Origin of the sequence: Legionella shakespearei DSM 23087, from assembly GCF_000373765.1 — a bacterium.
In the GTDB taxonomy this organism is placed as follows: domain Bacteria; phylum Pseudomonadota; class Gammaproteobacteria; order Legionellales; family Legionellaceae; genus Legionella; species Legionella shakespearei.
Genome location: NZ_KB892392.1, coordinates 26,466 through 50,144 on the forward strand (window position 1 = coordinate 26,466; position 23,679 = coordinate 50,144).

A 23,679-nucleotide genomic window follows, 5' to 3' on the forward strand; every position below is an offset into this window, starting at 1 on the left:
GCGTAATACGGGTCGAAGTACGCATGAACCTGATATTTCCCGTATTACGCTTCGCTAATACGGGCTACAATTCTGTGGCGCAGGTACTTAAAGATTATTCCCGGTGATCGCGCAGGCCAAGAATTTTTTCTTTATGATCGGTAAGTTGACGATTCAGTTTATCTACTAATGTATCTATCGCAGCATACATATCCTCTGATTCTGAACTTGCATGTACTGTACCTTTACTGACAGAAATGGTTGCTTCCGCAATTTGCCTCAGTTTTTCAACATCAAAAACTACATTAATAGCAGTAATATGATCAAAATGACGCTCAAGCTTTTCGAATTTTTCTTCAGTAAAGGCTCTGAGTGCAGGAGTAACATCCAAGCGATGTCCAGTGATGTTGATGTGCATAAGACTCTCCTTCGGTTGACTTCATTAATTAACTACGAATAATTTTTCTTTCATTAGAGGGGGCAATTCCCATAGCTTCTCTATATTTTGCTACAGTACGTCTTGCTACCTTAATACCTTGCTCTGCGATTAAATCAGCAATTTTACTGTCACTTAAAGGTTTTTTCCTGTTTTCCGCCTGAATCAGCTTTTTGATTACCGCCCGAATTGCTGTTGAGGAGCATTCACCGCCCGCATCGGTATTCACATGGCTGGAAAAGAAATATTTCAATTCAAAGACGCCGCGTGGGGTGTGCATAAATTTCTGAGTAGTAACCCGTGAGATGGTTGATTCGTGCATGTCCAGAGCTGATGCAACATCGTTAAGAATCAACGGCTTCATTGCTTCTTCACCCAGTTCCAGGAATCCTTTTTGATATTCAACGATGCAGGTAGCTACTTTAAGCAGTGTTTCCTGACGGCTTTGAATACTTTTCAGAAACCAGCGTGCTTCCTGAAGATTATTTTTCAGGAATTGATTATCAATACTGTTATCCGCTCGTTGAATCAGCGATGCATATTGACTATTAATGCTTAAATTGGGAAGGACATTTTGATTCAAATAGACTTTCCATTGATTGTCCACTTTTTTAACTGTTAAATCAGGGATAATGTATTCAGCAATATCCTGATGAATCAAATTACCGGGTTTGGGGTTCAGGCGTTGAATAATTTGCAGAATTTCATCAATAGTTTTTTCACTGATCTGATGATTTTTCATTAATTGTCTGTAATTATGCTGACCTAATAAATCAATGTCTTCAATAATAATTTTTTTAGCAATTTCCAGATGTCCTGTATCTAAAGGCAATTGTTCCAATTGAATCAGCAGAGTTTCCGCCAATGTTGCAGAGGCACAACCCACGGGGTCAAATAGTTGTAATCGGTGTCTGACCGCTTCAATTTCATCCAGATCCAGTGGAAAATCTTCGCTATTCAAACTGTTGTATAGGTCATCAATGGACATGGTAAGAAAACCATCATCATTGATTGCATCAATCAGAGTGGTAGCAATAACTCTGTCCACATCGCTCATGGGTGACAAATCGAGTTGCCATTGCAGATGGTCTTGTAAATTGGTTGTTGTGCAATGCAGATTATCAAAATTGTAATCGTTTTCATCGAAATTGGTGCGTTTGTTGGCATTGTTATAGAGTTGCGACCATTGAAAATCAGCAAATTCATCATTGTTTTCCTGATTTCCATTTAAAGCGGGCTCTTCTTTTTCTTCATTAGGTGTTGCTTCGAGCATAGGGTTAGACTCAACAATGAGTTGAATCTCTTGCTGTAAATCAATTGTTGATAGTTGCAAAAGTCTTATTGCTTGCTGTAGCTGTGGAGTAAGCGTGAGATGTTGACCAATACTAAGCTGCAATGTCGGTTTCATGCAAATCCTCTTTGTTTACACTGCTATTATTTATCAGTTTAAACGATCCGTAAGGATTATCCAGTATTTAACCGGCATAATTTGAATTAAAAGACGGTTATTTGACGTATTTTGTTAAATAAATGAAATGCTTAGTACATTTGATACTTAAATTGGATTTATTTTGACAGACAGGGCTGGGCAGATATTATTTCAGGTTTCTATTTGAAAATATTATTGTTTTGATTTTTAAGATATTTTTGCTAACTTGAATCATAAATTAGCTTCAAGTTAGCAAAAAATGATTAGAACAGAAGAATTACTTAACTTTTTTCTCTTTAAACAGCACGTGCTTGCGTACTTTAGGATCGTACATCATCAGTTCCATCTTTTCAGGATGGTTACGTGGGTTTTTAGTAGTGGTTTTATAGTATCCAGTTCCTGCTGTGGATTCCATTTTCACTTTTACGGTAACAGCTGCCATGGTTTATCCCCTTAATTATACTTTTTCACCGTTAGCTCTGATTTTATCCAGAACTGCTTTGATACCTAATTTGTCGATAATACGCATACCTTTGGTACTCAGTTTTAAAGAGACAAATCGATTTTCTTCTTCAACCCAGAACTTGTGATTCTGAATGTTAGGCAGAAAGCGTCTTTTGGTTTTATTGTTAGCGTGCGACACTTTATTACCAGTCATGGGCCGCTTGCCAGTTACCTGACATACTCTAGACATTGTGCTACTCCAAATAAGTTCTATATATTATGGTCGTCTTTGTAAAATTCGGGGCTTTCGTTAAACAAAATAGCCGGATGTGAAATACAAGAGCGGTTTTATATCAAAAAAACTCAAATATTGCAATATTTTTACGTTGCATTCTCAATAAACATGCCATCATGAAGAAACAGCATATTATTTCTGAATCATTTACCGCCGTATAATTTATCAAAAATTTACTCGATGGGGAAGCTTGGTAGAACTTTTAAACAAAATCAGTATAATCCCGGACTTTTAAATCGAGTTAATTAGAATGCATCGTAAGATAAAAAGCTATGTGTTGCGGGCTGGCCGTATCAGCAATCGGCAACAACAAGGGTTAGAGCTTTGGCTGAAAGACTATGAGCTTCCCATGAAAGATTGTCCCTGGAATCTGGCGGATGAATTCCAGCGTAGTGCCGATACTGTTGTTGAAATTGGCTTTGGTATGGGGACTTCCTTGTTCACCATGGCTCAGAATAATCCTGATTTGAATTATCTGGGGATAGAAGTTCACCGGGCAGGAGTAGGAAGCCTGGTTGCCGATTTGCACGATCATCAGCTAGAGAATGTTCGCGTTGTTGCCCATGATGCAGTTGAAGTATTTCAAAACCATTTAGAAGATAACTCTTTGGCGGGAGTACAGATTTTTTTTCCGGATCCCTGGCACAAGAAGCGCCATCACAAGCGCCGGTTGATTCAGCCGGAGTTCATTCAATTATTAGTCAGCAAAATCAGGCAAGGCGGTTTTATTCATTGTGCAACGGATTGGCAGGAATATGCTGAGCATATCCTGGAAGTGTTGTCTGGCGAACCGGCTTTGGTTAATTCCCAGCCAGACGGTGGTTATTCTCCTAAACCTGATTCTCGGCCATTAACCAAGTTTGAGCAACGTGGTGAGCGTTTAGGGCACGGAGTATGGGATTTACTATTTGTTAAAAAATAACGTTTTCTACCCGCGATGAGCTGACGCCGTTTTAGTATGAAAACAGGCCAAAGATTCTTTTGATCTTCAATTGTTCATTGTGTAATATCGGTATGCGGTAAAATGACTATCGCAGTAACCAGAAGAAGGATTAAATCATGGATTTTGTAACTGAGATGACTGCAGCCATAGGCATGGGTCTGGAAGAATTTAAAGCCTTTGTTAATAACAAGGTGAAGATCAATAAAGATTATCTGGAACAACTCTTCTGGTTACCCGATGGGTCGCAAATGACCGTTTTGAATTTTCTGATTAGTGTCTGCCCGGAAAAGAAAGAAGGGACTGAAGAAGTGGATTCTTCTGATGATCTGACAGACAAGATTGATTATGTTGTCAGTTTAGCCAAAGATGCTAATGTTGGGGAACCCTTGCATCAGGCCGTTGCCTCAGGAAAAACTCGATTGGCTCTTCATCTTTTGGGTGAAGATAGAAGTAATGAATTGCACATTGAACATAGTGTTCTTAAAACTCTGGGTGAATTACGTAAGAAAAAGCAGGAATTCTCGCTTACTGCACATAGCGCTTCCTTTGATGTAAATCGGCGCGACAGTGAAGGGCGTTCTTTAATTTCGCTGATTTTAAATACAAAAAATATATGGTTGCTTTTAAATTTCCTGCTAAAAGGCCTCGGTGTCCATATGGCAACAAGTATGGCGGATAGCAAAGCGGTCAAGGTTGCATTTCAGCCGCTTCATCAGGCCGTGGCATTGGATTTGGCGGATGGGGTGCGCTTATTAGCCAGCGAGGGTGCGGTGTTGTCTAATCCTTTTGGCGTGCTGGGTGATACACCTGTGTCATTGGCTGCGCGTTTGGGAAAAATAAATGCTTTGGAAGCATTGTTAGAGTTTCCAGTAGAGCAATTAGTGCTTGAAGCAGAAAATAAGCATTTATTTGAAGACAGGCAAACGGGCTACACGGCTATGGACGAGCTTTGTGAGCGTATCGCAAATGGTGAGGAAAAAGAAAACGCCCTTCGCGGCGTTGCCATGTTGTTGTGCCGTGGTGCGGAACCACCACGCAGTGACGCGATGCGACAACTGTTGAGTAGTAATCGCGTTGACTTATTGAAGGCAGTTCATGAGTATCTATTGGATAAACCGGAGTTGGTCGATGCCTTTGTGAACCGCTGCCATCTGACAGAAAGCCCTTTGCATTACATTATTTATGCTGATCATTCCTGGGGCAGTTCCATTCGGCACCTGTTTGGAATGCCAAGTGATGCGGCATTCATGCTGGAAGATCTGGTGATTAAAAAATACAGTAATCCTGCGCTGGCTCAAAGTCATGGCAATTATTTATCAACTTCAGCAGTTGAAGATTTTTCCAAAGAAACCGATCCTTTGAAATTATATGCCGAGTTCGTTCGCCGCTATAAAATGGCTTATGATAGCCAATTGATTCCAAACCGCTGGAGCACTATGCGCTGGATGATTGCTGAAGGGCGTTGCGACTGGGAAACGGTGAAACGTTATTCGAGTACTAATCCAACCAGTAGAACCCGGATTATTCTTCATGAAATGTTTAATCCTATTCCTAAAATTCACGATGACCTGGATAGCCAGCCTGAAAGCCATGCGGCAAGAGCAATATAATCCCTATATACCTGTGTCTGACCCGTATTAGCGAAGCATAATACGGGGTCTCATGTCATTGTCATTATTATACAAAGAGTAAAGTATCTACTTGCTTAAACTTGCTATACCCCATAGAATTCTAGCCTTCTTTGAAAATTATCAGGAGTCATCGATGGGGTGGAATGAGCCAGAAAAGGGCAAGGATCCATGGAAAGGTCAGAATCAGCCTCCAGATTTGGATGAGGCTTTAAAACGTATTCATGAAAAATTAAAGAAGACTTTTTTTGGTGGTTCAGACAAGTCTGACAATAATTCATCGAATAGTTCCGGCGGTGGTTTGCTTGCTGTAATGATAGCTTTAATCATTTTCATTCTTTGGGTTCTTTCAGGTATTTTTATTGTAGATCCTGCTGAGCAGGCGGCAATTTTGCGCTTTGGAAAATATGTTGAGACGGTTGGTCCCGGCCCACACTGGATTCCCCGTATTATTTCATCCAAAATCGTCATGAACGTGGACAGGGTTCTGGATTATTCCTATTCGGCACAAATGCTAACCAGTGATGAAAATCTGGTAGAAGTAGCATTGGCAGTGCAATACCGTATCAGCGATTTACAACAGTATTTATTTAATGTTGCAAATCCAGAGGAAAGTCTGCAACAGGCAACTTCCAGCGCATTACGGCAGGTTGTTGGTATGACCACCTTGGATCAGATTATTACCGAAGGGCGAGAAGTCTGGGGTAATAGCGTGCAGGACACTTTGATCAAAACTCTTGCCCTTTATAAAACAGGGATTTCAATAGTTAACGTCTCACCACAGCCTGCAAGAGCGCCTGAAAGTGTTCAGGATGCTTTCGATGATGCAATTAAAGCGCAGGAAGACGAAAAACGATTTAAAGAGCAGGCTTTTGCCTATGCTGCCAGAGTAGTGCCTATTGCAGAAGGTAATGCAAGCCGTATTAATCAGGAAGCTCAGGCATTTTCAAAACAGGTCGTTTTACGCGCCCAGGGAGAAGTGGCCGAGTTTTTGGCTTTATTACCCCAATTTGTAGCTTCGCCTCAGGTGATGTCTGAACGTATGTATCTTGAAACCATGCAAAAAGTGCTGAGCAAAAGCAGTAAGATTATTGTGGACAGCAAATCAGGGAATCTATTGTACCTTCCTCTCGATAAGCTCATCGGCAAACAATTAAATTCTCAGACAACTGCTTTAAAAAGTGATAATAATGCTGCAAACGGTACTAATGATGAAGACAGTCTGATACTTTCCGGACGTGATCTCACCAGACCTACTTACAGCCAAGGGAGAGAGTAATAATGAATGCGACTAAAACAACCTTGAGCATCTTGTTATTTTTAATATTGGTATTGTTATTTACCAGCGTTTTTACTGTAACTCAAGGTCAGCAAGGCATCATCCTGCGTTTGGGGCGGCTGGTAAATGACTCGGAAACCAATACTGTAAAAGTATTGAATCCGGGACTCCATTTTAAAACGCCGTTCATTGAGAATGTGCGCATTTTTGATACCCGTATGCAAACGATGGATATCAAGTCATCGCGTATTGTTACCAAAGAGAAAAAGGACGTAATGGTTGATTATTACGTGAAGTGGCGTATTGCTGATTTGGCACAGTACTTTAAGTCAACCGGTGGCAATGTGTTTAAAGCAGAAACATTGTTAGAGCAGCAGTTAAATACTTTATTACGCGCCCAATTCGGTAAGCGTACTATTTCTGATGCTGTTTCTGACGGCCGTAATGATATGATGATCCTGCTACGTAATGCTGCTGAAAAACAGGCAGGAGAGCTGGGTATAAAAGTAATTGATGTACGTATTAAAGGAATAGAACTTCCAGCTAATACCAGTAATGCTATTTACCAGAGAATGCGTGCGGATATGCAAAAAATTGCCAATCGACACAGAGCTGATGGACAGGCTGCTGCAGAACAAATACAAGCTAAAGCGGATGCTGATGTCATGGTATTATTAGCTAAAGCCAGAAGTAATGCGCAACAGGTAAAAGCGGTTGGGCAGACAGAGGCTGCATCTATTTATACTAAAGCCTTTAGTCAGAATAAGGACTTTTTTGCCTTATACAGAAGCTTGATAGCATATGAGGGCAGTTTTAACAGCAAAAAAGATATTTTGGTTTTGGATCAAAGTAATTCCTTTTTTGATTATTTCAAACAAGCCATGCCAAAAAATGATGGTATAGCCGTTAAAAAGTAATTATAATGGCCGATTTTGCTGAAATCGGTTCAATATCAATCAGCACTTTGCTAACAAAGAGTAGATCATGGGTAAGAATGTTGTAATTTTAGGTACACAGTGGGGCGATGAAGGCAAAGGTAAGATTGTCGATTTGTTGACACAGGATGCAGAAGTAGTGGTTCGTTATCAAGGCGGCCATAATGCCGGGCATACTTTGAAAATTAACGGGGTAAAAACAGTACTCCGTTTAATTCCTTCAGGCATGCTCAGGCCTCATGTCACCTGTTACATTGCAAATGGTGTCGTACTTTCTCCTCAGGCGTTACTTACTGAAATAAAAGAACTGGAACAGCAAGGCGTTAATGTACGTGAGCGTTTACGGATTAGCCTTGCCTGCCCACTAATTCTTTCTAACCATGTGGCTCTGGATAAGGCGCGTGAAGTCCATATGGGGCATGCGGCTATCGGTACTACTGGTCGTGGAATTGGGCCTGCCTATGAAGATAAAATCGCCAGAAGGGCATTGAAGGTCGGTGATTTGTTTCACCCGGAACGCTTTGCACAGAAGTTAACGGCGCTTTTGAATTATCATAATTTTATTTTAACCCAATATTACAAACAACCTGCAATAGAATTACAGCCTTTGCTGGATGAGGCTTTAGTGTGGGCTGAAGAGTTGCGTTCTATGGTCTGTGATGTTTCTGCCTGTTTGCATGAACACCGGGAAAATGGTGACAACATTTTATTTGAAGGTGCTCAAGGTGTTTATCTTGATATCGATCATGGTACTTATCCTTTTGTAACCTCATCAAATACCTGCGTTGGGTCTGTTATTAATGGTGCAGGCTTTGGTCCTAAATACATTGACTATATCCTGGGTATTACCAAAGCATACACCACTCGAGTAGGTGGTGGCCCTTTCCCAACGGAATTAATGGATGAAGTGGGTAAGCGAATTGCTGAACGTGGTCAGGAGTTTGGTGCGGTTACTGGCAGACCAAGACGTTGTGGCTGGTTTGATGCTGCTCTGTTAAAACGTTCCATTGAATTAAACAGTATTACTGGTTTGTGTATGACTAAACTGGATGTATTGGATGGTCTGGACGTGTTACGTATTGCTGTAGGGTATAAAGACAGTAAGGGCAACTTGCTTTCAAGGCCACCACAGGCTGCTGATGATTTTGAAGGCTTGACACCTGTTTACGAAGAAATGCCGGGTTGGCAGGAAAATACGGCAGATGTCACCAATATGGATGATTTACCTGCTAACGCTAAAGCCTATTTACAGCGAATTGAAGACTTGTTGGGCATTCCTGTTGATATGTTATCAACAGGTCCTGAAAGGAATTCGACTATTATCTTGCGTGATCCTTTTAGCGTTTAAACGAACCGTAGCCCGTATTAGCGAAGCGTAATACGGGGGATTGAAGCGTATAATACGGAGGATTTGGATTCCTCCGATCCTCCCCAGATCTACGTCGTCCTGAGCGCGTCTTTTTGCGCGAAGGATCTCCTGATAGTGGCATGGTGCCAATGTTTGGAGATCCTTCGCGCAAAAAGATGCGCTCAGGACGACGTAGTATTACTTAAATCCACTCTCAAAAGCATTTAACTTGTGTTCCAAATCCCACTGTAATTGCCCTTTTTCATTTTGATTCAGAAATTCCTGGCAGGTTTTGCTCTTTAAATCCGTACATTCTTCAACCAATCTGGCTTCAGCGGCATTTGCCCAAATGCTTTTACCGGGTAAGAATGCATAAGTTAAGGCATTGCGATTAATTTGTTTTATAGTCTGATAATCCAGATTATGGCCAATAACAGCTTCAACGTATTGCTGGGTTAAATCTGTTCTCAGTACTCCTTCATCATCAGTAGATAAAACTACAGGAACTTTGTGTTTTAAATAATAATTCAAGGGGTGGTTTCGACCGGAAACGTCTAATATCTTCGCATTACTTATCAAATTAATTTCCACGGGTATATCATGTTGCGCCATGTACTTTAAGGTGGCGTCTGAATTATTCTCATAAGCTATGTCAACACCATGCCCAATTCTTTGCGCATGGCCCTCCAGAAGCGCATCGTGAATATGGAAGCCCAGTTCTTCTGGCACCACAGATCCAGGAGCGAGCTCTCCCGCATGTAAGGCTATATGCACTTGCGGATAGAGCTTGTGAAAATAATCAAAAATCTGCATTTGTTTGCGGTAATCACGCAGAGAGATTATTCCATCTTCAGGTTGAACCAGATTCACTCCCACCAGACTGCCTTTGGATTGTGCAACAGCTTCAAATGCATTAAGTGTCTGGGCAAAGACATTATCTAATGGCTGTTCGCGGAGTACGTAATAAAGAAGTTTGACTTTAACCTGGCATTCTTCGGCCTGGGGCTTGGTATCACAGCCTAAATCCTGATACGCATCTGCAAGCATTTTATCGCTTTCAAAAACAGTGTGTTTGATATTGTTTTGAAACTTTTTATTATTTAATAAAATGTTTTTCTTTTCATCGTAAGATTGGGTGTTTTTTATCAATTCACCAAAACTAAGGGAATGAGCATTATCGGGTATATCCATTAATTCAAGATAGTGTTCCTGTTGTTGCGCTGCTCTGCGAATGACATCGGCAATCAGTTGTGGTCTGAAATTAAAGACTATAGGCATGTATTTGGAAAAGCTTTTAAAAAAGTGATCATGTCCCGACTCCTGGCCTGGAATAAAATCTTTCATAGACCAGTCTCTTATGATATCTGCATAGAGTTTAGGCTGATTAAAAACCTCATTAACTTTGATGCCATCACAATGATTTGATACTTTACTTACGGAGAACGTTTTTGAATCCATGCAATAACTGCTTTGAGCTGCCAGGGCGAGCATGGTTTCCGGATAAGGGCCGCCAGCCAGATGATAATGAAGTTCTCCGCCTTTGGGCATTTTTTTGAAAAAGGCATAAAGGGCATTCGGATCAGTTTTAATCTGATTCAAATGATCATCAATATTGGCGTGGGCAGATGAAAATAAAAGTGTAGTACAAAGAAATGAAATTGATTTAACAGGGCTCATAATGATTCACAGACAGTCAATTAATCAGTAATTATCTCATAATCACAAAGTGAACCCAATATATAATTAGCCTATCCAGCGTAGCCTTGATGCAGCGACAGCGAAATCACGGTTTTAAGAGGCCATAGGAAAACCTTGATTACGCTGTCGCTGCATCAAGGCTACAGTTTTTGAGTGGAGACGACAAACCTTAAGTATCGAATAATCATTGTATTTAGTAACTATTCATAGCAGAATATTTTCACGGTTTTCAACCATTGACGATAATTATGTTACCTTCTCTACTAAAGGCTGTTTGTGTATCAGCCTCTCTTGGCCTGTCATTGATGAGTGATGCTTCTTTCGCTTCAACACCTGTCAGTTCAATAAAAAACACGACCAAAACTACTGTTAACGTCGGTATTTATGCTCCTTTTTCTGATAAATCAGCTTTTATTGGCAGAAATATACTGGCTGCAATGGAAATGGCGCGGGATCAATTAAATTCAGCTGATATTGAATATTCTTTTTATACTTTGGATGAGCTTCCCGAGAATAAAACGGCATCCCGGACCTTGCAAAAATTTATTGATGCGCATCATATCAATGTTCTTTTGACTGAAGGATCCTTCAGTGGCCTGATAGCAGCCCCTTTGGCGAAACAGAATAACATTCTGCATTTTAGTATGGCCACTGATCCAGCTATTGCTGATGGAACAAATAATTTTCTGGCGTGGAATCCTGTTTCTGAGCAGGCTTCTGTTTTAGTTGAAGAATTAAAGCGTAATAAAGTGCAGCAACTTGCTATTATCAGTAGTGATAATCCTTCCTCTGCATTGTTTACTCAAAATGTAATACAGCAAGTTCAGGGTAATTCACCAATAAAAATAGCGGTACACGAGCAATTTAAATCAGGAAGCAAAGATTTTTCGACATTGGTCCATAAAATCAAAAAAAAGAATTCCGATTTTTATTTCATCATGGCAACTCCTGAAGAAATTGGCCTGATTAAGTCACAAATGGCTAATGCCCATATCGATAAACCGATTACTACTATTATTGAAAGGGTTACTCCTAAAGTAATGGAGGTGTTTGATGGGCAATGGTATGTTGATAATCATGAGATGAATCCGCAGTTTGTAAAACAGTTCCAGGAAGCATATATGAATTATCCAGTAACAGAGGCAGGTTATGCTTATGATGTTTTTCATATTCTGCATAAAAGTGTAGTCCTTTCTATGAAAAGTAATTCCGCTTTTTCACGTCAGGACATTGCCAATCAAATTCATATTCTTGCTGCAGGGACTGGAGTGATGGGGACAATTAATTTCGACAAGCATGGTGTGCTTTATACCAAGTCTGAAATTAAACAGGTAAAAAATGGGCAGGTTCTTACTGGCTAGATCTGTAGCCCGTATTAGCGAAGCGTAATACGGGATCGTACTAGGATATTCCCGTATTACGCTTCGCTAATACGGGCTACGAGTTCCCAAATCATAAATAAAAATGGAGCAACTGATTGCTCCATTTTTATTTTTAGAGAACCCATTATCTGTTTGCTAAAGCCATACCTTCAAGAACAGTTAATGCTGCATAAAGCTGGTAGTCTTCATGAATCAGATCACTTGATTGGGCATTGTTTTTAGCAGGAGTAGCTTCAGAGTTATTCCCGTTAATCAAGTGGCCATTCAGATCTGCTTCACTGTAACCCATGGCATCTGTTTTTTTAGCAGCATTTTTAGGCACTTCCATTTCTTCCACCACAATATCAGGCACAATTCCTTTAGCCTGAATAGAAGTTCCTGATGGAGTGTAATAAAGTGCTGTAGTTAATTTAATGCCTGTTTTATTGTCCAGCGGTAAAACGGTTTGCACAGACCCTTTACCAAAGCTTTTAGTTCCCAGAATAATCGCCCTTTTATTGTCTTTTAATGCGCCAGCCACAATTTCTGATGCAGAAGCTGAACCATTATTGATTAAGACGACAATTGGAGCATTATTTAACACATCACCTGGGTTAGCCAAGGCAGTGAATTTTGAACCAGGCAAACGTCCTTCGGTGTAAACAATTAACTCTTGTTTTCCTGATTTATCATTGCCAAGGAAGGCATCAGACACCTGAATTGCTGAATCAAGCAATCCACCTGGATTATTCCTGAGATCGAGGACTAATCCCTTTAATTTACCGTTAGATTGTTGTTTTAATTGTTCTATGGCTTGCAGCATGTCTTTACCTGTCAAGGCCTGGAATTGGGTTAAACGAATGTAACCGTATCCATCACTTAACATTTTACTTTTCACACTCTTGATCAATATTACTTCACGGATCAGGTCAAACGTTAAAGGTTTGCTGACGCCTTTTCTTAAAACGGTTAATTCAATGGTGGTGCCTGCTTTTCCGCGCATTAAATTAACGGCATCTTTAAGAGTGAGGCCTTGAACTGACTCTTTACCTAATTTGATAATGTAGTCTCCGGATTTTATTCCTGCTTTAAAGGCAGGAGTATCAACCAGTGGAGTAATGACTTTAACCACACCATCTTCCATAGTCACTTCTATGCCTAAGCCGCCGAATTCACCGCTGGTAGAGGTTTGTAGTTCTTTAAATTCCTCTTCATTAAGATAGCTTGAGTGAGGATCGAGACCGCCCAACATGCCACGAATAGCATTATCAAACAGTTCCTTATCATCAACTGGTTTCACGTAATATTTTTTTATTTCACCTATTGCATTAGAAAATCGTTGGACATCTTCCAATGGAATCCTTTTCGTATTAGTATTATTATCTGTAGCCGTTTCACTGGCTGCAAAAGCGGTTAATGGAAGCATTAACGTTAAGGCATACACTAATGCTAATGTACGTGGAAGTATTTTTCTGGTAACCATAGCGATCTCCTGGGATGCAAGGCTATTAATTAAGCCGCCTTCTTTTGTTTTTATTAAATATTGAAATGCAATTTAAATGCCAGAGGCAACTTTAAGACAACCAGTTCAGCGGAGAAACCGCTTTTCCTCTTTGTCTTATTTCAAAGTATAGACCGTTTTGTTTAATACCGCCGCTGTGGCCTACACTAGCTATTTGCTCGTTTTGACGGACTGTTTGTCCTTTATGTTTGAAGAGAGATTGATTGTGTGCATACAGAGTCATAAAGCCTTGTCCATGGTCAATGATCACCAGGAGGCCATAGCCCTTTAACCAGTCGCTAAATACTACTTTTCCGGGGTAAACGGCAGTAACTACTGCCCCTTCATCGGCAAAAAATGTCACCCCTTGATTCATTCTACGTATGGATCGGTGCTCAGTTTGTACAGGAAGCGGCAATTTTTTGCGCATTTGCAGGAAGGGTTTGCTGCTTTGAACGACACTTTGTTGAGATAATGACTTTAAAAGGCGTGATAAATTGTCTTTATCTTTTTGGAATTCAGTTAAAGTATGTTGTTTGTTTTGAATTTCCTTATTAAGCGATTGAATTAAGGTTGTATGATAACTTTTATTATGTTGCAACAACTCCTGATGTTGGGTCAGTTGATGTTTCAACTTTTGGGTTTCTGTCAGCTCACTATGCAGCCTTTCTTTATTTTCACTCAGGCTTTGGCGAGTTTCACCAATTTCATTAATTAAATCTTGCCGCGATTTAACAATGTATTGGTAATAAGTTAAAATTCGGCTGATTTTATAGGGATCGTCCTGATTCAGTATCCATTTAACAGGTTGGTATTCACCCATTTGATAGCGTGCTCGTACATGGCTCGCTAATAATTGTTGCTGCATCAGTAACTGCTTATTTAATTGCGCTGACTTGTTATGCAATTCGGCAATTTTATGTTCTTTCGCATTAATGTCTTGCTGGATTCCATAAAGTTTACGTATTCCTTCACCAATTTGCTTTTCTGTACCTGAGAGTTCTTTATGCAGTATTCCCCGCTTATCATTTGCAGTAGTCAGTGTTTGCTGCAGGTTTTTAATTTGGGCATCCAATTGTTTTAATTTGGTCTGGGTTTGTACCACGGGGGAAGTGGCCTGGCAGGGCTGGGCCATTACCAGGCTTAATCCCACTGCCATTAAGTTAAGAATTGCCTGATCTAATCCGAGCCGCGACCGTGAGGGAGCGGAATAGTTTGATGTGGCAAGATGTTTTGTTTTCGTGTTAATTCGCTTGTTCATTAGCCGGCCCAAGGGTTCCGCTCCCTCATGGTCGCGGCTCGGATTTCTTTTTACTGCGACAGGGGACCGTTTAATGAACCGGGGCATAGTCTCTTTCCAATAGGGGCTGTCCAGTCATTTCCGGCGGGGGAGTGATTCCTAATAAGGTGAGCACTGTTGGCGCCACGTCAATCAAACTGCCGGATGATTGGGTAAAATGCCAACCGCCGCCGACATAAACCAGAGGAACGGGCTCACTGGTATGGGCGGTATGTGCCTGATGTGTTGTATCATCAAACATTTCTTCTGCATTGCCATGATCGGCGGTAATTAACAATTTGCCCCCTTGTATGGCAAGAGCTTGCCAAACCTTGTTCATACATCTATCCAGGCATTCTATGGCCTGTACTGTTGCATTAAAATTACCGCTATGGCCAACCATATCTGCATTGGCGTAATTACATATAATTACATCATAAGTTGTACTGTTAATGGCTGCAACCAGTTTTTCTGTCAATTCTTCAGCACTCATTTCGGGTTGTAAATCATAAGTAGCCACTTTGGGGGAGGGAATCAGGATGCGTTCTTCATGAGCAAAAACCAGTTCGCTCCCGCCATTGAAGAAAAAGGTGACATGCGCATATTTTTCGGTTTCTGCAATACGTAGTTGACTTAAGCCATGTGAGGCTAACAGTTCACCCAACGTATTGTTTAATTGCATTGGGGGAAAGGCCATGGATGTGGGTATATTTTTATCGTATTGGGTCATGGTGGCAAAACAGGATAATTTCGGCAGGAACTGTCGCTTAAATCCGTTAAAGGCAGGATCAATAAAGGCCGCAGTTAATTGCCGGGCGCGATCCGCGCGGAAATTAAAGAATAAAACAGCATCCCCATCTTCTATGGGTTGATGCGTCCCTATTAAGGTCGGAGGGATAAATTCATCAGAAAGTTTCTGTTCATAAAACGATTTGATGGCCGTTTGCGCATCAGGAAAATGATGTTCACTCTGATTCTGGGTCAATAAATTATAAACGGGCTCCATTCGCTCCCAACGTTTGTCCCTGTCCATGGCGTAATAACGGCCAGTAATTGAGCTTATGGAGGCCACAGGATATTTTTTAAGCTCTGCATTTAAACGTTCCAGACTGTCCAGAGCACTTTGGGGTGGGGTATCCCGGCCATCGAGAAATAAGTGCAAACATACTGCAGTGAACTTCCGGGCATGGCACAGGGCAAGTAAGGCAAACAGGTGCTGTTCATGGCTGTGCACGCCACCAGGAGAGAGCAAGCCCATAATGTGCAGGGATTTATTGTTATCCTGCAGTTCGGTAATGATTTGGTTAAATACCTGATTTTCAGCAAATTCCCCAGTTTTAATGCTTTGATTAATGCGGGTAAAGTCCTGTTGAATGACGCGGCCGGCACCTATGTGCATGTGCCCTACTTCAGAATTACCCATTTGCTCATCAGGCAACCCTACGGGTAATCCGGAAGCGTGTAAAAGCATGTGAGGGCATGTTTGCCACCATTCATCCCATTGGGGAGTATGCGCTTTTGCAATAGCATTATGCGTGTCACTGGGATTATATCCCCATCCATCAAGGATCATGAGGACCAGTGGAGCATTTTTAGACATGAGTTAAACCCGATTATTAAAGGATGCAGAAAAAGAATTATACCTTTGTCAATTAAAGAGGTATATAGCAATAGCTCAGGATTCGTAGCCGTATTAGCGAAGCGTAATACGGGGAATGGCATGGTTCATAAGTCATGTGATCCCGTATTACGCTTCGCTAATACGGGCTACAGGGGGTGTTTCAATTACAGTCTTGAGTCTGGATGCAGTTGCCGTTGGAATCGCATTGTTGCACGCTTTGGCAATCATCATAATCACCGCCACCGTTGATAATGTAGGTGGGGGCAACCCAACCGTTTCCTGGATAATAATTACCAACATTAGAATTATGGTAGCCGTTATTCCAGCCATTGTCGTAAGGATGAACACCACCAATTCCGCCGACACCCTCCACACCTCCGACATGGCCGACGCCTCCCACGCCACCTACATGGCCGAAACCGCCTGCACCACCAAAATGCTCTGCCAGACAAAGTGTAGAAGTAAATAAAAACACCAACAGAATAAACGCACGAGAAATTTGATAATTCAATCCCAATCCACGCATGACTTTCTCCCTTGTTATGCATAGGTTTACACTAAGATCTACGTCGTTTCTTCGCGCGTCTTTTTGCGCGAAGGATCTCCAAATACTGGCACCATGCCGCTTTCAGGAGATCCTTCGCGCAAAAAGACGCGCTCAGGACGACGTGGATCATGTCCCTGTTACAATAACAGGTACGTGATTAGAGTATAGCTCTTTTATAGATCAATGTGGTCTTGTATTCACCCAAAAGAGTTAGTGTCCAATTCCTTGGGCTTATACTGTGAAAGATGCTTGGTCAGGCTAAGTTGTATGGTCGAACTTACGCCATATTGAGTTTTTAAAATGACCCAAGTGCTCCATCCCCACCAGCTATTAGTCCAATGCCTGTCATAAGGATTGGACAAATCAGTCCTTCTGTATAATTGTTTGCTTTGCTCATCCCAGTAAAACATAGGGGCTATATCCAGGTCATTTTCGCCATTCAATGGTTCAGGATGCGGGATCATATGTAATACAACACTTTTATCAGGAATTACCCCAGTAAAATAAGTTTCAAAAATTTCATCTGCGGAAGTTTGCAGGGTTCTTAATAGCATCTGCTGATTGGGTTGGTTAAAGGGATTAAAATAGGAAAAATCACCATACACTACCCAGCGCTCGCCAAGATCATTGTGGACATGGATGCCGTATTTATTCTCTTCACTATGCATATAGCTGGATAACAGGCTGCCAAGAACGGCAGGTGTGACCTTATCTGCCAGATTTTCTCTGGGGGTGCGTAAATGGCCTGCTGCAAAGCGATCTGAAAGATAGTGAGATGCGAAGGCATCCATGGCATAAGCCAGTTCCAAATCCGCTTTATTTCCCGTTTGTCTTGCCTTCAGGGCTTGTTGCAAGGCCGCCTTGTGCCCGTTTTTGTAAGCGATGATATTATTAGGAGAAAAATGATCGAAATTTTCCATGGCCAGAAGCAAATAACGCCCAGGATAGAGCCACCAACCCATGCTGGTGCAACCCCCTCCGGTAATACAGTTTATCTGACGGCCAATTTCATTGCCTATGCGCTCATATATGGCTTCCGCCTTTTCCCCATGATCTATTCCGAATTCAACGGCCTCAATTTCCTTTTTTACCACGGCATTCAGCTCTTTAACTTCCTCAATGGCCATGAAGTTTTTGGCGAAGGATTTAAACGCATCTTTAAAGCGCGACTGTCTTTCTTCTTTAGTTAGGCCGTGGCTGATTGGACGACCAATGATTCCATAAAGGTCGCCAAGACTCATGATGTCGCCATAAGAAAGTACCAGGCCATTTTTCAGGTGTAAGGGAACGGCAGCTTCTGGCTGCTGATTCACATCAAAGCGCAGTTTTACCTGTTGCCCCATGGCCCAATGCTCGGATAAGGCAAATCCGCTGGAAGAGTCGGCATAAAGGGGGGAAGGGGAAACGGCAAGGCTGGAAAAAATCAGGAGTGATTTTGCTAAAGTTGTAAATGGATGTTTTTTCATCTATCCCTCATTCAAAAATAAAATCCCTGGAACTGATTTTCCGGTACCACTTAAATTTTTACCTTAAAGAGGTTAGACTATCAACCATTTTAAATGGCAGGAAGAGTTGTTTTGGATTATAAACTACCTCAACACATTGCGATAGTGATGGATGGTAATGGGCGTTGGGCAGAGCTGCGTGGTTTGCCGCGCATTGAAGGGCATAAAGCGGGTGTTGCTGCGGTTAAGGAAATGATTCGTTGTTGTATGGAAAAAAAAATTTCCTGTTTGAGTCTTTTTGCCTTTAGTTCCGAAAATTGGGCCAGGCCAATTGATGAAGTTAATTTCCTTATGGAATTGTTTGTGCAGGCTTTACAGAAAGAATTGGCTGAATTAAACGCACACGGCGTGAAGATGCGATTTACCGGTGATAGAGAGGTACTGGCTCCTGCGTTGCAACAACAAATGAATGAAGCAGAAGAACTGACTTGTGCTAATCAACAATTAATTTTAAATGTGGTGATGAATTATGGTGGCAAGTGGGATATCACCAACGCCACAAAAAAAATATGCCAGGCAGTAGCGAGCGGTGAGATGCTGCTTAGTGATATTACCGAACAGGTTTTTGAGCACTATCTTGATACTTATGGTTTGCCTGAACCGGATTTATTCATTCGTACCAGTGGGGAACTGCGCATCAGCAACTTCTTTCTTTGGCAGTTAGCTTATACCGAACTTTATTTTACTGAAGTTCATTGGCCAGATTTTAACGCTCAGGAGCTGGAACTGGCATTGGCTTCCTTTGGTAAACGTAAAAGACGCTTTGGACAGATTTCGAATTTGAAATAAGGGTACACTCATGTTTATGCAACGTTTGATCACTTCTGTAATTCTGGTACCCCTGGTTTTACTTATCCTTTTTTATGCACCAGCCTGGCTTTTGGCGGGAATTGTCGGGATTATTTTTTTTGGAGCAGGGTATGAGAGTCTGCAATTAATCCCTCTAAAAAATCGCATCATGCAGGCAGGGTTTATTCTCCTGTTATTCTTTGCCTTATGGGCCTGTGGTTATTTATTCAGCTATTGGCTCGCTTTGGGCCTGGTGTTATGGGGACTCAATTGTATTGCCATAATAACCTTCCCTGAATCACAAAAATATTGGGGATATCCCGTCCTTGTTGCGGGCGTTTGTTGCGTATTGTTGCCTTTATTTGCACAAAGCCTGATTCACTTATATGATTTGCCCCAGGGTAAAGGCTTGCTGGTTTATTTGTTGTTTTTAATATGGGCTTCTGATATTGGTGCTTATCTTACGGGAAAACGTTGGGGTAAAACCAAATTGATCCCTCAGGTGAGCCCTGGAAAATCATGGGAAGGTGTATTAGGTGGTGTTGTTCTGGCAATGACAGTCATGGGTGTCGGTTATTTCTATTTTATGCCCCAATCGGTTGTTCACTGGATTGTTCTGGCCTTGATTACAGTAATTATTTCTATTTTTGGCGATTTGTTTATCAGTATTTTAAAACGGCGTTGTCATTTGAAAGACACTGGAGCTATTATTCCAGGCCATGGTGGCATTCTGGATCGCCTGGACAGTCTGATAGCCGCATTGCCCGTATTTTATTTTGGATTAACTTTGGGATAGCGATATGCTCCTTACTTTGCTCTATTTTCTATTGGCCTTACTGTTGCTGGTTACCGTGCATGAATACGGCCATTTCCAGGTGGCGCGCTGGTGCGGGGTAAAGGTATTGCGCTTTTCCTTTGGTTTTGGAACCGTGCTTGCCAGGTGGCACGATAAAAAGGGAACTGAATACGCCTGGTCGCTGTTTCCCTTGGGCGGTTACATTAAAATGCTTGACGAGTCTGAAGGGGATGTGCCTGAAAATGAAAAGCATCTGGCCTTTAACAATCAACCGGTTTTATCTCGCATTGCCATAGTTTTGGCAGGCCCACTGTTTAATTTCCTTTTTGCTTTTGTGGCGTTGTGGTTGGTTCTGGTCATAGGGATGTATTCACTGGCTCCGATGATTGCATCAGTCAAACCGGATAGCATTGCTGCTAAAGCTGGCCTGGGCTCAAAACAGGAAATCATTTCATTAAATTCCACCCCGGTGAATTCCTGGAGAGATTTTCAATACGTCATGATGCCTCTTATCGGTTCGGAAGAGACCGTAGATGTTACGGTTAAATCTTTAGTAGACGGAAAACAAAGCCAACATTTTTTACCTCTGGCCAATTGGACTCTTGACGATAAAAAACCTGATCCGATTAACAGTCTCGGAATTGAGCCATTCATACCCACTATTCCACCGGTGATTGGCGAAGTTGTTTCTGATTCTCCGGCAGCAAAAGCAGGGTTACACGTTGGCGATTATGTTTTGAGTGTTAACGGACAATCTTTTGATGACTGGATGTTTTTAGTTGACTACGTGCGCGAGCGTCCAGATACTCAACTCAATCTTGAAATCAAACGCAAAGGAACAGAGCAAAAAATAGTAATCCTCACTGGCAAGCAAATGAATCAAGGCAAACCAGAAGGATTTATTGGTGTTCGTTCACAAAAGGTTGATTGGCCCGCCCATTGGTTGCGTATGGAGCGGCAGGGGCCTTTTACCGCTTTGGGAACCGCCTTTAAACAGACCTTGCAGCTGACTGGAACAACATTTACCCTGATGGGCAGATTGGTCACTGGGCGACTAAGCATCAATAGCATCAGCGGGCCTGTGGGCATAGCGCAGGGTGCGGGAGACTCAGGCCGTAGCGGTTTGGTATCTTATTTATTTTTCCTGGCTTTAGTCAGCATCAGTTTAGGCGCGTTAAATTTATTGCCAATTCCTATGCTGGATGGTGGACATTTGTTGTATTATGCGTTGGAAATAATCAGACGCAAACCTTTGTCTGATGGAGTGAAAACAGTAGGTGTTTATTTTGGTTTACTTTTATTAGTCGCTCTCATGTTTGTAGCGCTTACTAATGATATATCGAGATTAACGGGTTAGGGGAAACTTGACAGAAGGCTTTACTTTCTATAAAAGGGTTTCAAATTTTTGGCGTAACTGGATTTTAAAAATTCAGAAGTGCCCGCAGTACTGGACGTAAAATAATAATGAAAAAAGTCAGTAATAAATTAATCTTGGGTGTTTGTTGCTCTACATTGTTGACGTGGTCTGCACAAACTATGGCGGCAGATGGTTTCATAGTGCGTGGTATCAAAGTCACCGGTTTACAAAGAGTTTCAACCGGAACGGTATTAAACTATATCCCCGTACAGGTCGGCGAAGAAATAACCCCCGGTTCTACAGGTCAGATTATCCGTACCTTGTATGATACTGGCTTTTTCCAGTCCGTTTCTCTGGAGCGACAAGGCAATATATTGATCGTTAATGTGGTAGAAAGAGCCACTATCGGTACCATCAGTATAGTAGGGAACAAAGACATACCCAGTGATAAAATGAAGTCTTTCCTGAAGGAAATGGGGCTAGTCAAAGGACGAGTGTTTCAAAAGTCTTCCCTGGAACGTCTGGAAAAGGAATTAAAGCAGGCATACACCGCCAGAGGAAAATATAACTCACGTATTGAAGCCCATGTGGCCAACCTGACGGACAACCGAGTGGGTATTACCATTACGGTTTCAGAGGGCCGTGTGTCACGTATTAAAGAAATAAAAATTATAGGGAATCACGATTTCACTACTAACGAATTGCTCCCTGAATTGCAGTTGACAACCAGTAACCTGTTTACCTATTTTACTAAAAAAGACCAGTACTCCAAAGCATCCATGGATGCTTCTTTGGAAGCCTTGCGTTCCTTTTATCTGGACAGAGGCTATTTGAAATTTAATATAGTTTCATCGCAAGTCTTGTTATCACCAGACAGGAAAGATGTATACATCAATATTCATATTGATGAAGGTCCTCAATATCATTTTTCGGGATATTCTGTAGTTGGTAAAACAATATTGCCAAAAGAAAAAATTACCCCATTGATTCAGGTTAAAAAGGGTGATGTGTTCTCACGTAAAAAAGTAACCGAAACGATTTCAGCGATTGGCCTTGCTTTAGGCGACGTGGGTTATGGTTTCCCTGCAATTAATGCAGAACCCCGTGTTGATGAAAATGATAAAACCGTATTTATTACTTTTGTTGTTGAGCCGGGACGGCATGTCTATGTCCGCCGCATTAACTTCCATGGCAACACTAAAACCGCAGATTTCGTATTGCGAAATGTGATTCGTCAGGATGAAGGCGGACTTTTGTCCTTGCATAATATTAAAGAATCAGAACGGCAATTACGTTTGCTGGGTTACCTGAAAAATATTGATGTAAAAACAAATCCGGTACCAGGAACCAATAACCAGGTTGATTTGGACGTGCAAGTGGAAGAAGCACCTTCAGCTGAAGCCAGTGCTTCTATTGGATACGGCACCAACGGTTATCAGTTTAATACTTCGGTAAATCAACATAACTTTATGGGAACAGGGCGCTCCATGGGGGCTGCATTTAATGCAAGCCAATGGGGACAAGATTATCAATTAAATTATTACAATCCTTTTTACACGGATACGGGCATTGGCCGCGGTGCCACCCTTTATTATTCCCGTGTTGATCCTAAAAACCTTAATGTAAGTACTTACAGTTCGAATCGTTATGGTGGTGATGTCAGTTATAATTTCCCCTTGGGTGAAGCAAGTGGCTTCCAGGCGGGTTTTGGATATCAGGACATTGACATTAATAATGTAGGTTATGTCATTCCTATTCAGAATTTCGTCAATGCAAACGGACGTCATTTCCAGGAAATTCGTCTGAGTACTGGATGGAGCAGAAACACCTATGATCAAATGCCCTATCCTAACAGTGGTTTCAACCAGCAGGCTGTTGCCTTTGTTGCCTTACCCGCAACATCCCAATCGCTGACTTATTACAAGAGTTCCTATCAGGCTCATCTTTATTATCCACTGACACGTGGCTGGATATTTTCAGTTTTGGGTAACGTAGGGTATGGAAACACCTTTGGTAATAAAGGGTTACCATTCTTTGAAAACTACTACGCTGGGGGTATTGCCCAACCTGGTCAGGTACGTGGTTATGACAGTTACTCTCTAGGCCCACAAGATAATCTGGGTAATGCTATGGGTGCTAATTTCCTGCTCAATGGAACTGTTGGGCTGATTTTACCTTATCCGCTCAGCAGAGATAATATTCGTACTACGATCTTTGCCGATGCCGGTAACGTATTTTCACAGGGGACACCAATTGCTTTCCGTGGTACTCCTGCAGGTCCAATGCGTTATTCAGCGGGTGTTTCACTGGAATGGAGATCACCCTTTGGCCCGTTGGCATTCAGCGTGGCAAAAGCCCTGAATCCACAACCGCTGGATCAAACCCAATTCTTCCAGTTCGCACTTTCCTCCGGGTTTTAAGGAACGAAGACGCACTCAGGACGACGTAAAATCAACAGTTTTGTAGCCCGTATTAGCGGAGCGTAATACGGGTCGTTGCCGCTTCGATC

At 41.7% G+C, this 23,679-nt stretch carries 20 protein-coding genes; 10 read left to right on the top strand and 10 right to left on the bottom strand.

Features of this window, described 5'->3' with window-relative positions:
• Nucleotides 1–94: 94 nt before the first annotated feature.
• The 4 genes from hpf to rpmB all read right to left on the bottom strand — a co-directional run bounded on the left by hpf (nucleotide 95) and on the right by rpmB (nucleotide 2,538).
• Nucleotides 95–397 (bottom strand): ribosome hibernation-promoting factor, HPF/YfiA family, encoded by a 303-nt coding sequence (gene hpf / locus B094_RS0105530; RefSeq protein ID WP_018576809.1) that lies wholly within the window; start codon nucleotides 395–397, stop codon nucleotides 95–97.
• 28 nt (nucleotides 398–425) lie between these two features.
• Complete coding sequence (locus B094_RS0105535; protein ID WP_018576810.1) at nucleotides 426–1,823, bottom strand: RNA polymerase factor sigma-54; 1,398 nt, start codon at nucleotides 1,821–1,823, stop codon at nucleotides 426–428.
• Nucleotides 1,824–2,121: 298 nt separating this feature from the next.
• A complete protein-coding gene (gene rpmG / locus B094_RS0105540; protein ID WP_006872450.1) occupies nucleotides 2,122–2,286 on the bottom strand; it encodes a 50S ribosomal protein L33 in 165 nt (54 codons plus the stop codon).
• Nucleotides 2,287–2,301: 15 nt separating this feature from the next.
• Nucleotides 2,302–2,538: a 50S ribosomal protein L28 gene (gene rpmB, locus B094_RS0105545; protein ID WP_018576811.1), complete on the bottom strand. Its 237-nt coding sequence runs from the start codon at nucleotides 2,536–2,538 to the stop codon at nucleotides 2,302–2,304.
• A gap of 295 nt (nucleotides 2,539–2,833) precedes the next feature.
• Between rpmB and trmB the strand changes: the two genes are divergently transcribed.
• The 5 genes from trmB to B094_RS0105570 all read left to right on the top strand — a co-directional run bounded on the left by trmB (nucleotide 2,834) and on the right by B094_RS0105570 (nucleotide 8,716).
• Nucleotides 2,834–3,505, top strand: a complete 672-nt coding sequence (gene trmB / locus B094_RS0105550; protein WP_018576812.1) for a tRNA (guanosine(46)-N7)-methyltransferase TrmB — start codon at nucleotides 2,834–2,836, stop codon at nucleotides 3,503–3,505.
• A gap of 137 nt (nucleotides 3,506–3,642) precedes the next feature.
• Entirely contained in the window at nucleotides 3,643–5,136 is a 1,494-nt protein-coding gene (ankC, locus tag B094_RS0105555; RefSeq protein ID WP_018576813.1) for a Dot/Icm T4SS effector AnkC/LegA12, read from the top strand.
• Nucleotides 5,137–5,290: 154 nt separating this feature from the next.
• Entirely contained in the window at nucleotides 5,291–6,433 is a 1,143-nt protein-coding gene (gene hflK, locus B094_RS0105560; protein WP_018576814.1) for an FtsH protease activity modulator HflK, read from the top strand.
• 2 nt (nucleotides 6,434–6,435) lie between these two features.
• Nucleotides 6,436–7,350: a protease modulator HflC gene (gene hflC, locus B094_RS0105565; RefSeq protein WP_018576815.1), complete on the top strand. Its 915-nt coding sequence runs from the start codon at nucleotides 6,436–6,438 to the stop codon at nucleotides 7,348–7,350.
• 67 nt (nucleotides 7,351–7,417) lie between these two features.
• Nucleotides 7,418–8,716, top strand: coding sequence for an adenylosuccinate synthase (locus tag B094_RS0105570; protein WP_018576816.1), 1,299 nt, complete (start codon nucleotides 7,418–7,420; stop codon nucleotides 8,714–8,716).
• A gap of 198 nt (nucleotides 8,717–8,914) precedes the next feature.
• Here B094_RS0105570 and B094_RS0105575 read toward each other — a convergent pair whose 3' ends face one another.
• On the bottom strand, nucleotides 8,915–10,393 hold the full coding sequence (locus tag B094_RS0105575; RefSeq protein ID WP_018576817.1) for an adenosine deaminase family protein: 1,479 nt from the start codon (nucleotides 10,391–10,393) through the stop codon (nucleotides 8,915–8,917).
• A 269-nt stretch (nucleotides 10,394–10,662) separates the two neighbouring features.
• Here B094_RS0105575 and B094_RS16435 point away from each other — a divergent pair, with 269 nt between their 5' ends.
• A complete protein-coding gene (locus B094_RS16435; RefSeq protein ID WP_155823649.1) occupies nucleotides 10,663–11,775 on the top strand; it encodes an ABC transporter substrate-binding protein in 1,113 nt (370 codons plus the stop codon).
• Between the two features lie 145 nt (nucleotides 11,776–11,920).
• On the opposite strand, the gene B094_RS0105585 is transcribed toward B094_RS16435, so the two are convergent.
• From B094_RS0105585 to B094_RS0105610, 5 genes are all read right to left on the bottom strand, one after another.
• Entirely contained in the window at nucleotides 11,921–13,258 is a 1,338-nt protein-coding gene (locus B094_RS0105585; protein WP_018576819.1) for a S41 family peptidase, read from the bottom strand.
• 91 nt (nucleotides 13,259–13,349) lie between these two features.
• Nucleotides 13,350–14,435, bottom strand: a complete 1,086-nt coding sequence (locus B094_RS0105590) for a murein hydrolase activator EnvC family protein (RefSeq protein ID WP_155823655.1) — start codon at nucleotides 14,433–14,435, stop codon at nucleotides 13,350–13,352.
• A gap of 172 nt (nucleotides 14,436–14,607) precedes the next feature.
• Nucleotides 14,608–16,155: a 2,3-bisphosphoglycerate-independent phosphoglycerate mutase gene (gene gpmI / locus B094_RS0105595; protein ID WP_018576821.1), complete on the bottom strand. Its 1,548-nt coding sequence runs from the start codon at nucleotides 16,153–16,155 to the stop codon at nucleotides 14,608–14,610.
• Nucleotides 16,156–16,336: 181 nt separating this feature from the next.
• Complete coding sequence (locus B094_RS15780; protein ID WP_018576822.1) at nucleotides 16,337–16,702, bottom strand: hypothetical protein; 366 nt, start codon at nucleotides 16,700–16,702, stop codon at nucleotides 16,337–16,339.
• 218 nt (nucleotides 16,703–16,920) lie between these two features.
• A complete protein-coding gene (locus tag B094_RS0105610; RefSeq protein WP_018576823.1) occupies nucleotides 16,921–18,189 on the bottom strand; it encodes a hypothetical protein in 1,269 nt (422 codons plus the stop codon).
• 111 nt (nucleotides 18,190–18,300) lie between these two features.
• On the opposite strand from B094_RS0105610, the gene uppS reads away from it, so the two are divergent.
• The 4 genes from uppS to bamA all read left to right on the top strand — a co-directional run bounded on the left by uppS (nucleotide 18,301) and on the right by bamA (nucleotide 23,590).
• Nucleotides 18,301–19,017 (top strand): polyprenyl diphosphate synthase, encoded by a 717-nt coding sequence (gene uppS / locus B094_RS0105615; protein ID WP_026253900.1) that lies wholly within the window; start codon nucleotides 18,301–18,303, stop codon nucleotides 19,015–19,017.
• 10 nt (nucleotides 19,018–19,027) lie between these two features.
• The gene (locus B094_RS0105620) at nucleotides 19,028–19,813 is read left to right on the top strand and encodes a phosphatidate cytidylyltransferase (RefSeq protein ID WP_018576825.1); all 786 of its coding nucleotides are present in this window, start codon (nucleotides 19,028–19,030) and stop codon (nucleotides 19,811–19,813) included.
• A 4-nt stretch (nucleotides 19,814–19,817) separates the two neighbouring features.
• A complete protein-coding gene (gene rseP / locus B094_RS0105625; protein WP_018576826.1) occupies nucleotides 19,818–21,170 on the top strand; it encodes an RIP metalloprotease RseP in 1,353 nt (450 codons plus the stop codon).
• 107 nt (nucleotides 21,171–21,277) lie between these two features.
• Nucleotides 21,278–23,590 carry an outer membrane protein assembly factor BamA gene (bamA, locus tag B094_RS0105630; protein WP_018576827.1) on the top strand — a complete coding sequence of 771 codons (2,313 nt, stop codon included), beginning with the start codon at nucleotides 21,278–21,280 and terminating at the stop codon, nucleotides 23,588–23,590.
• Nucleotides 23,591–23,679 lie beyond the last annotated feature (89 nt).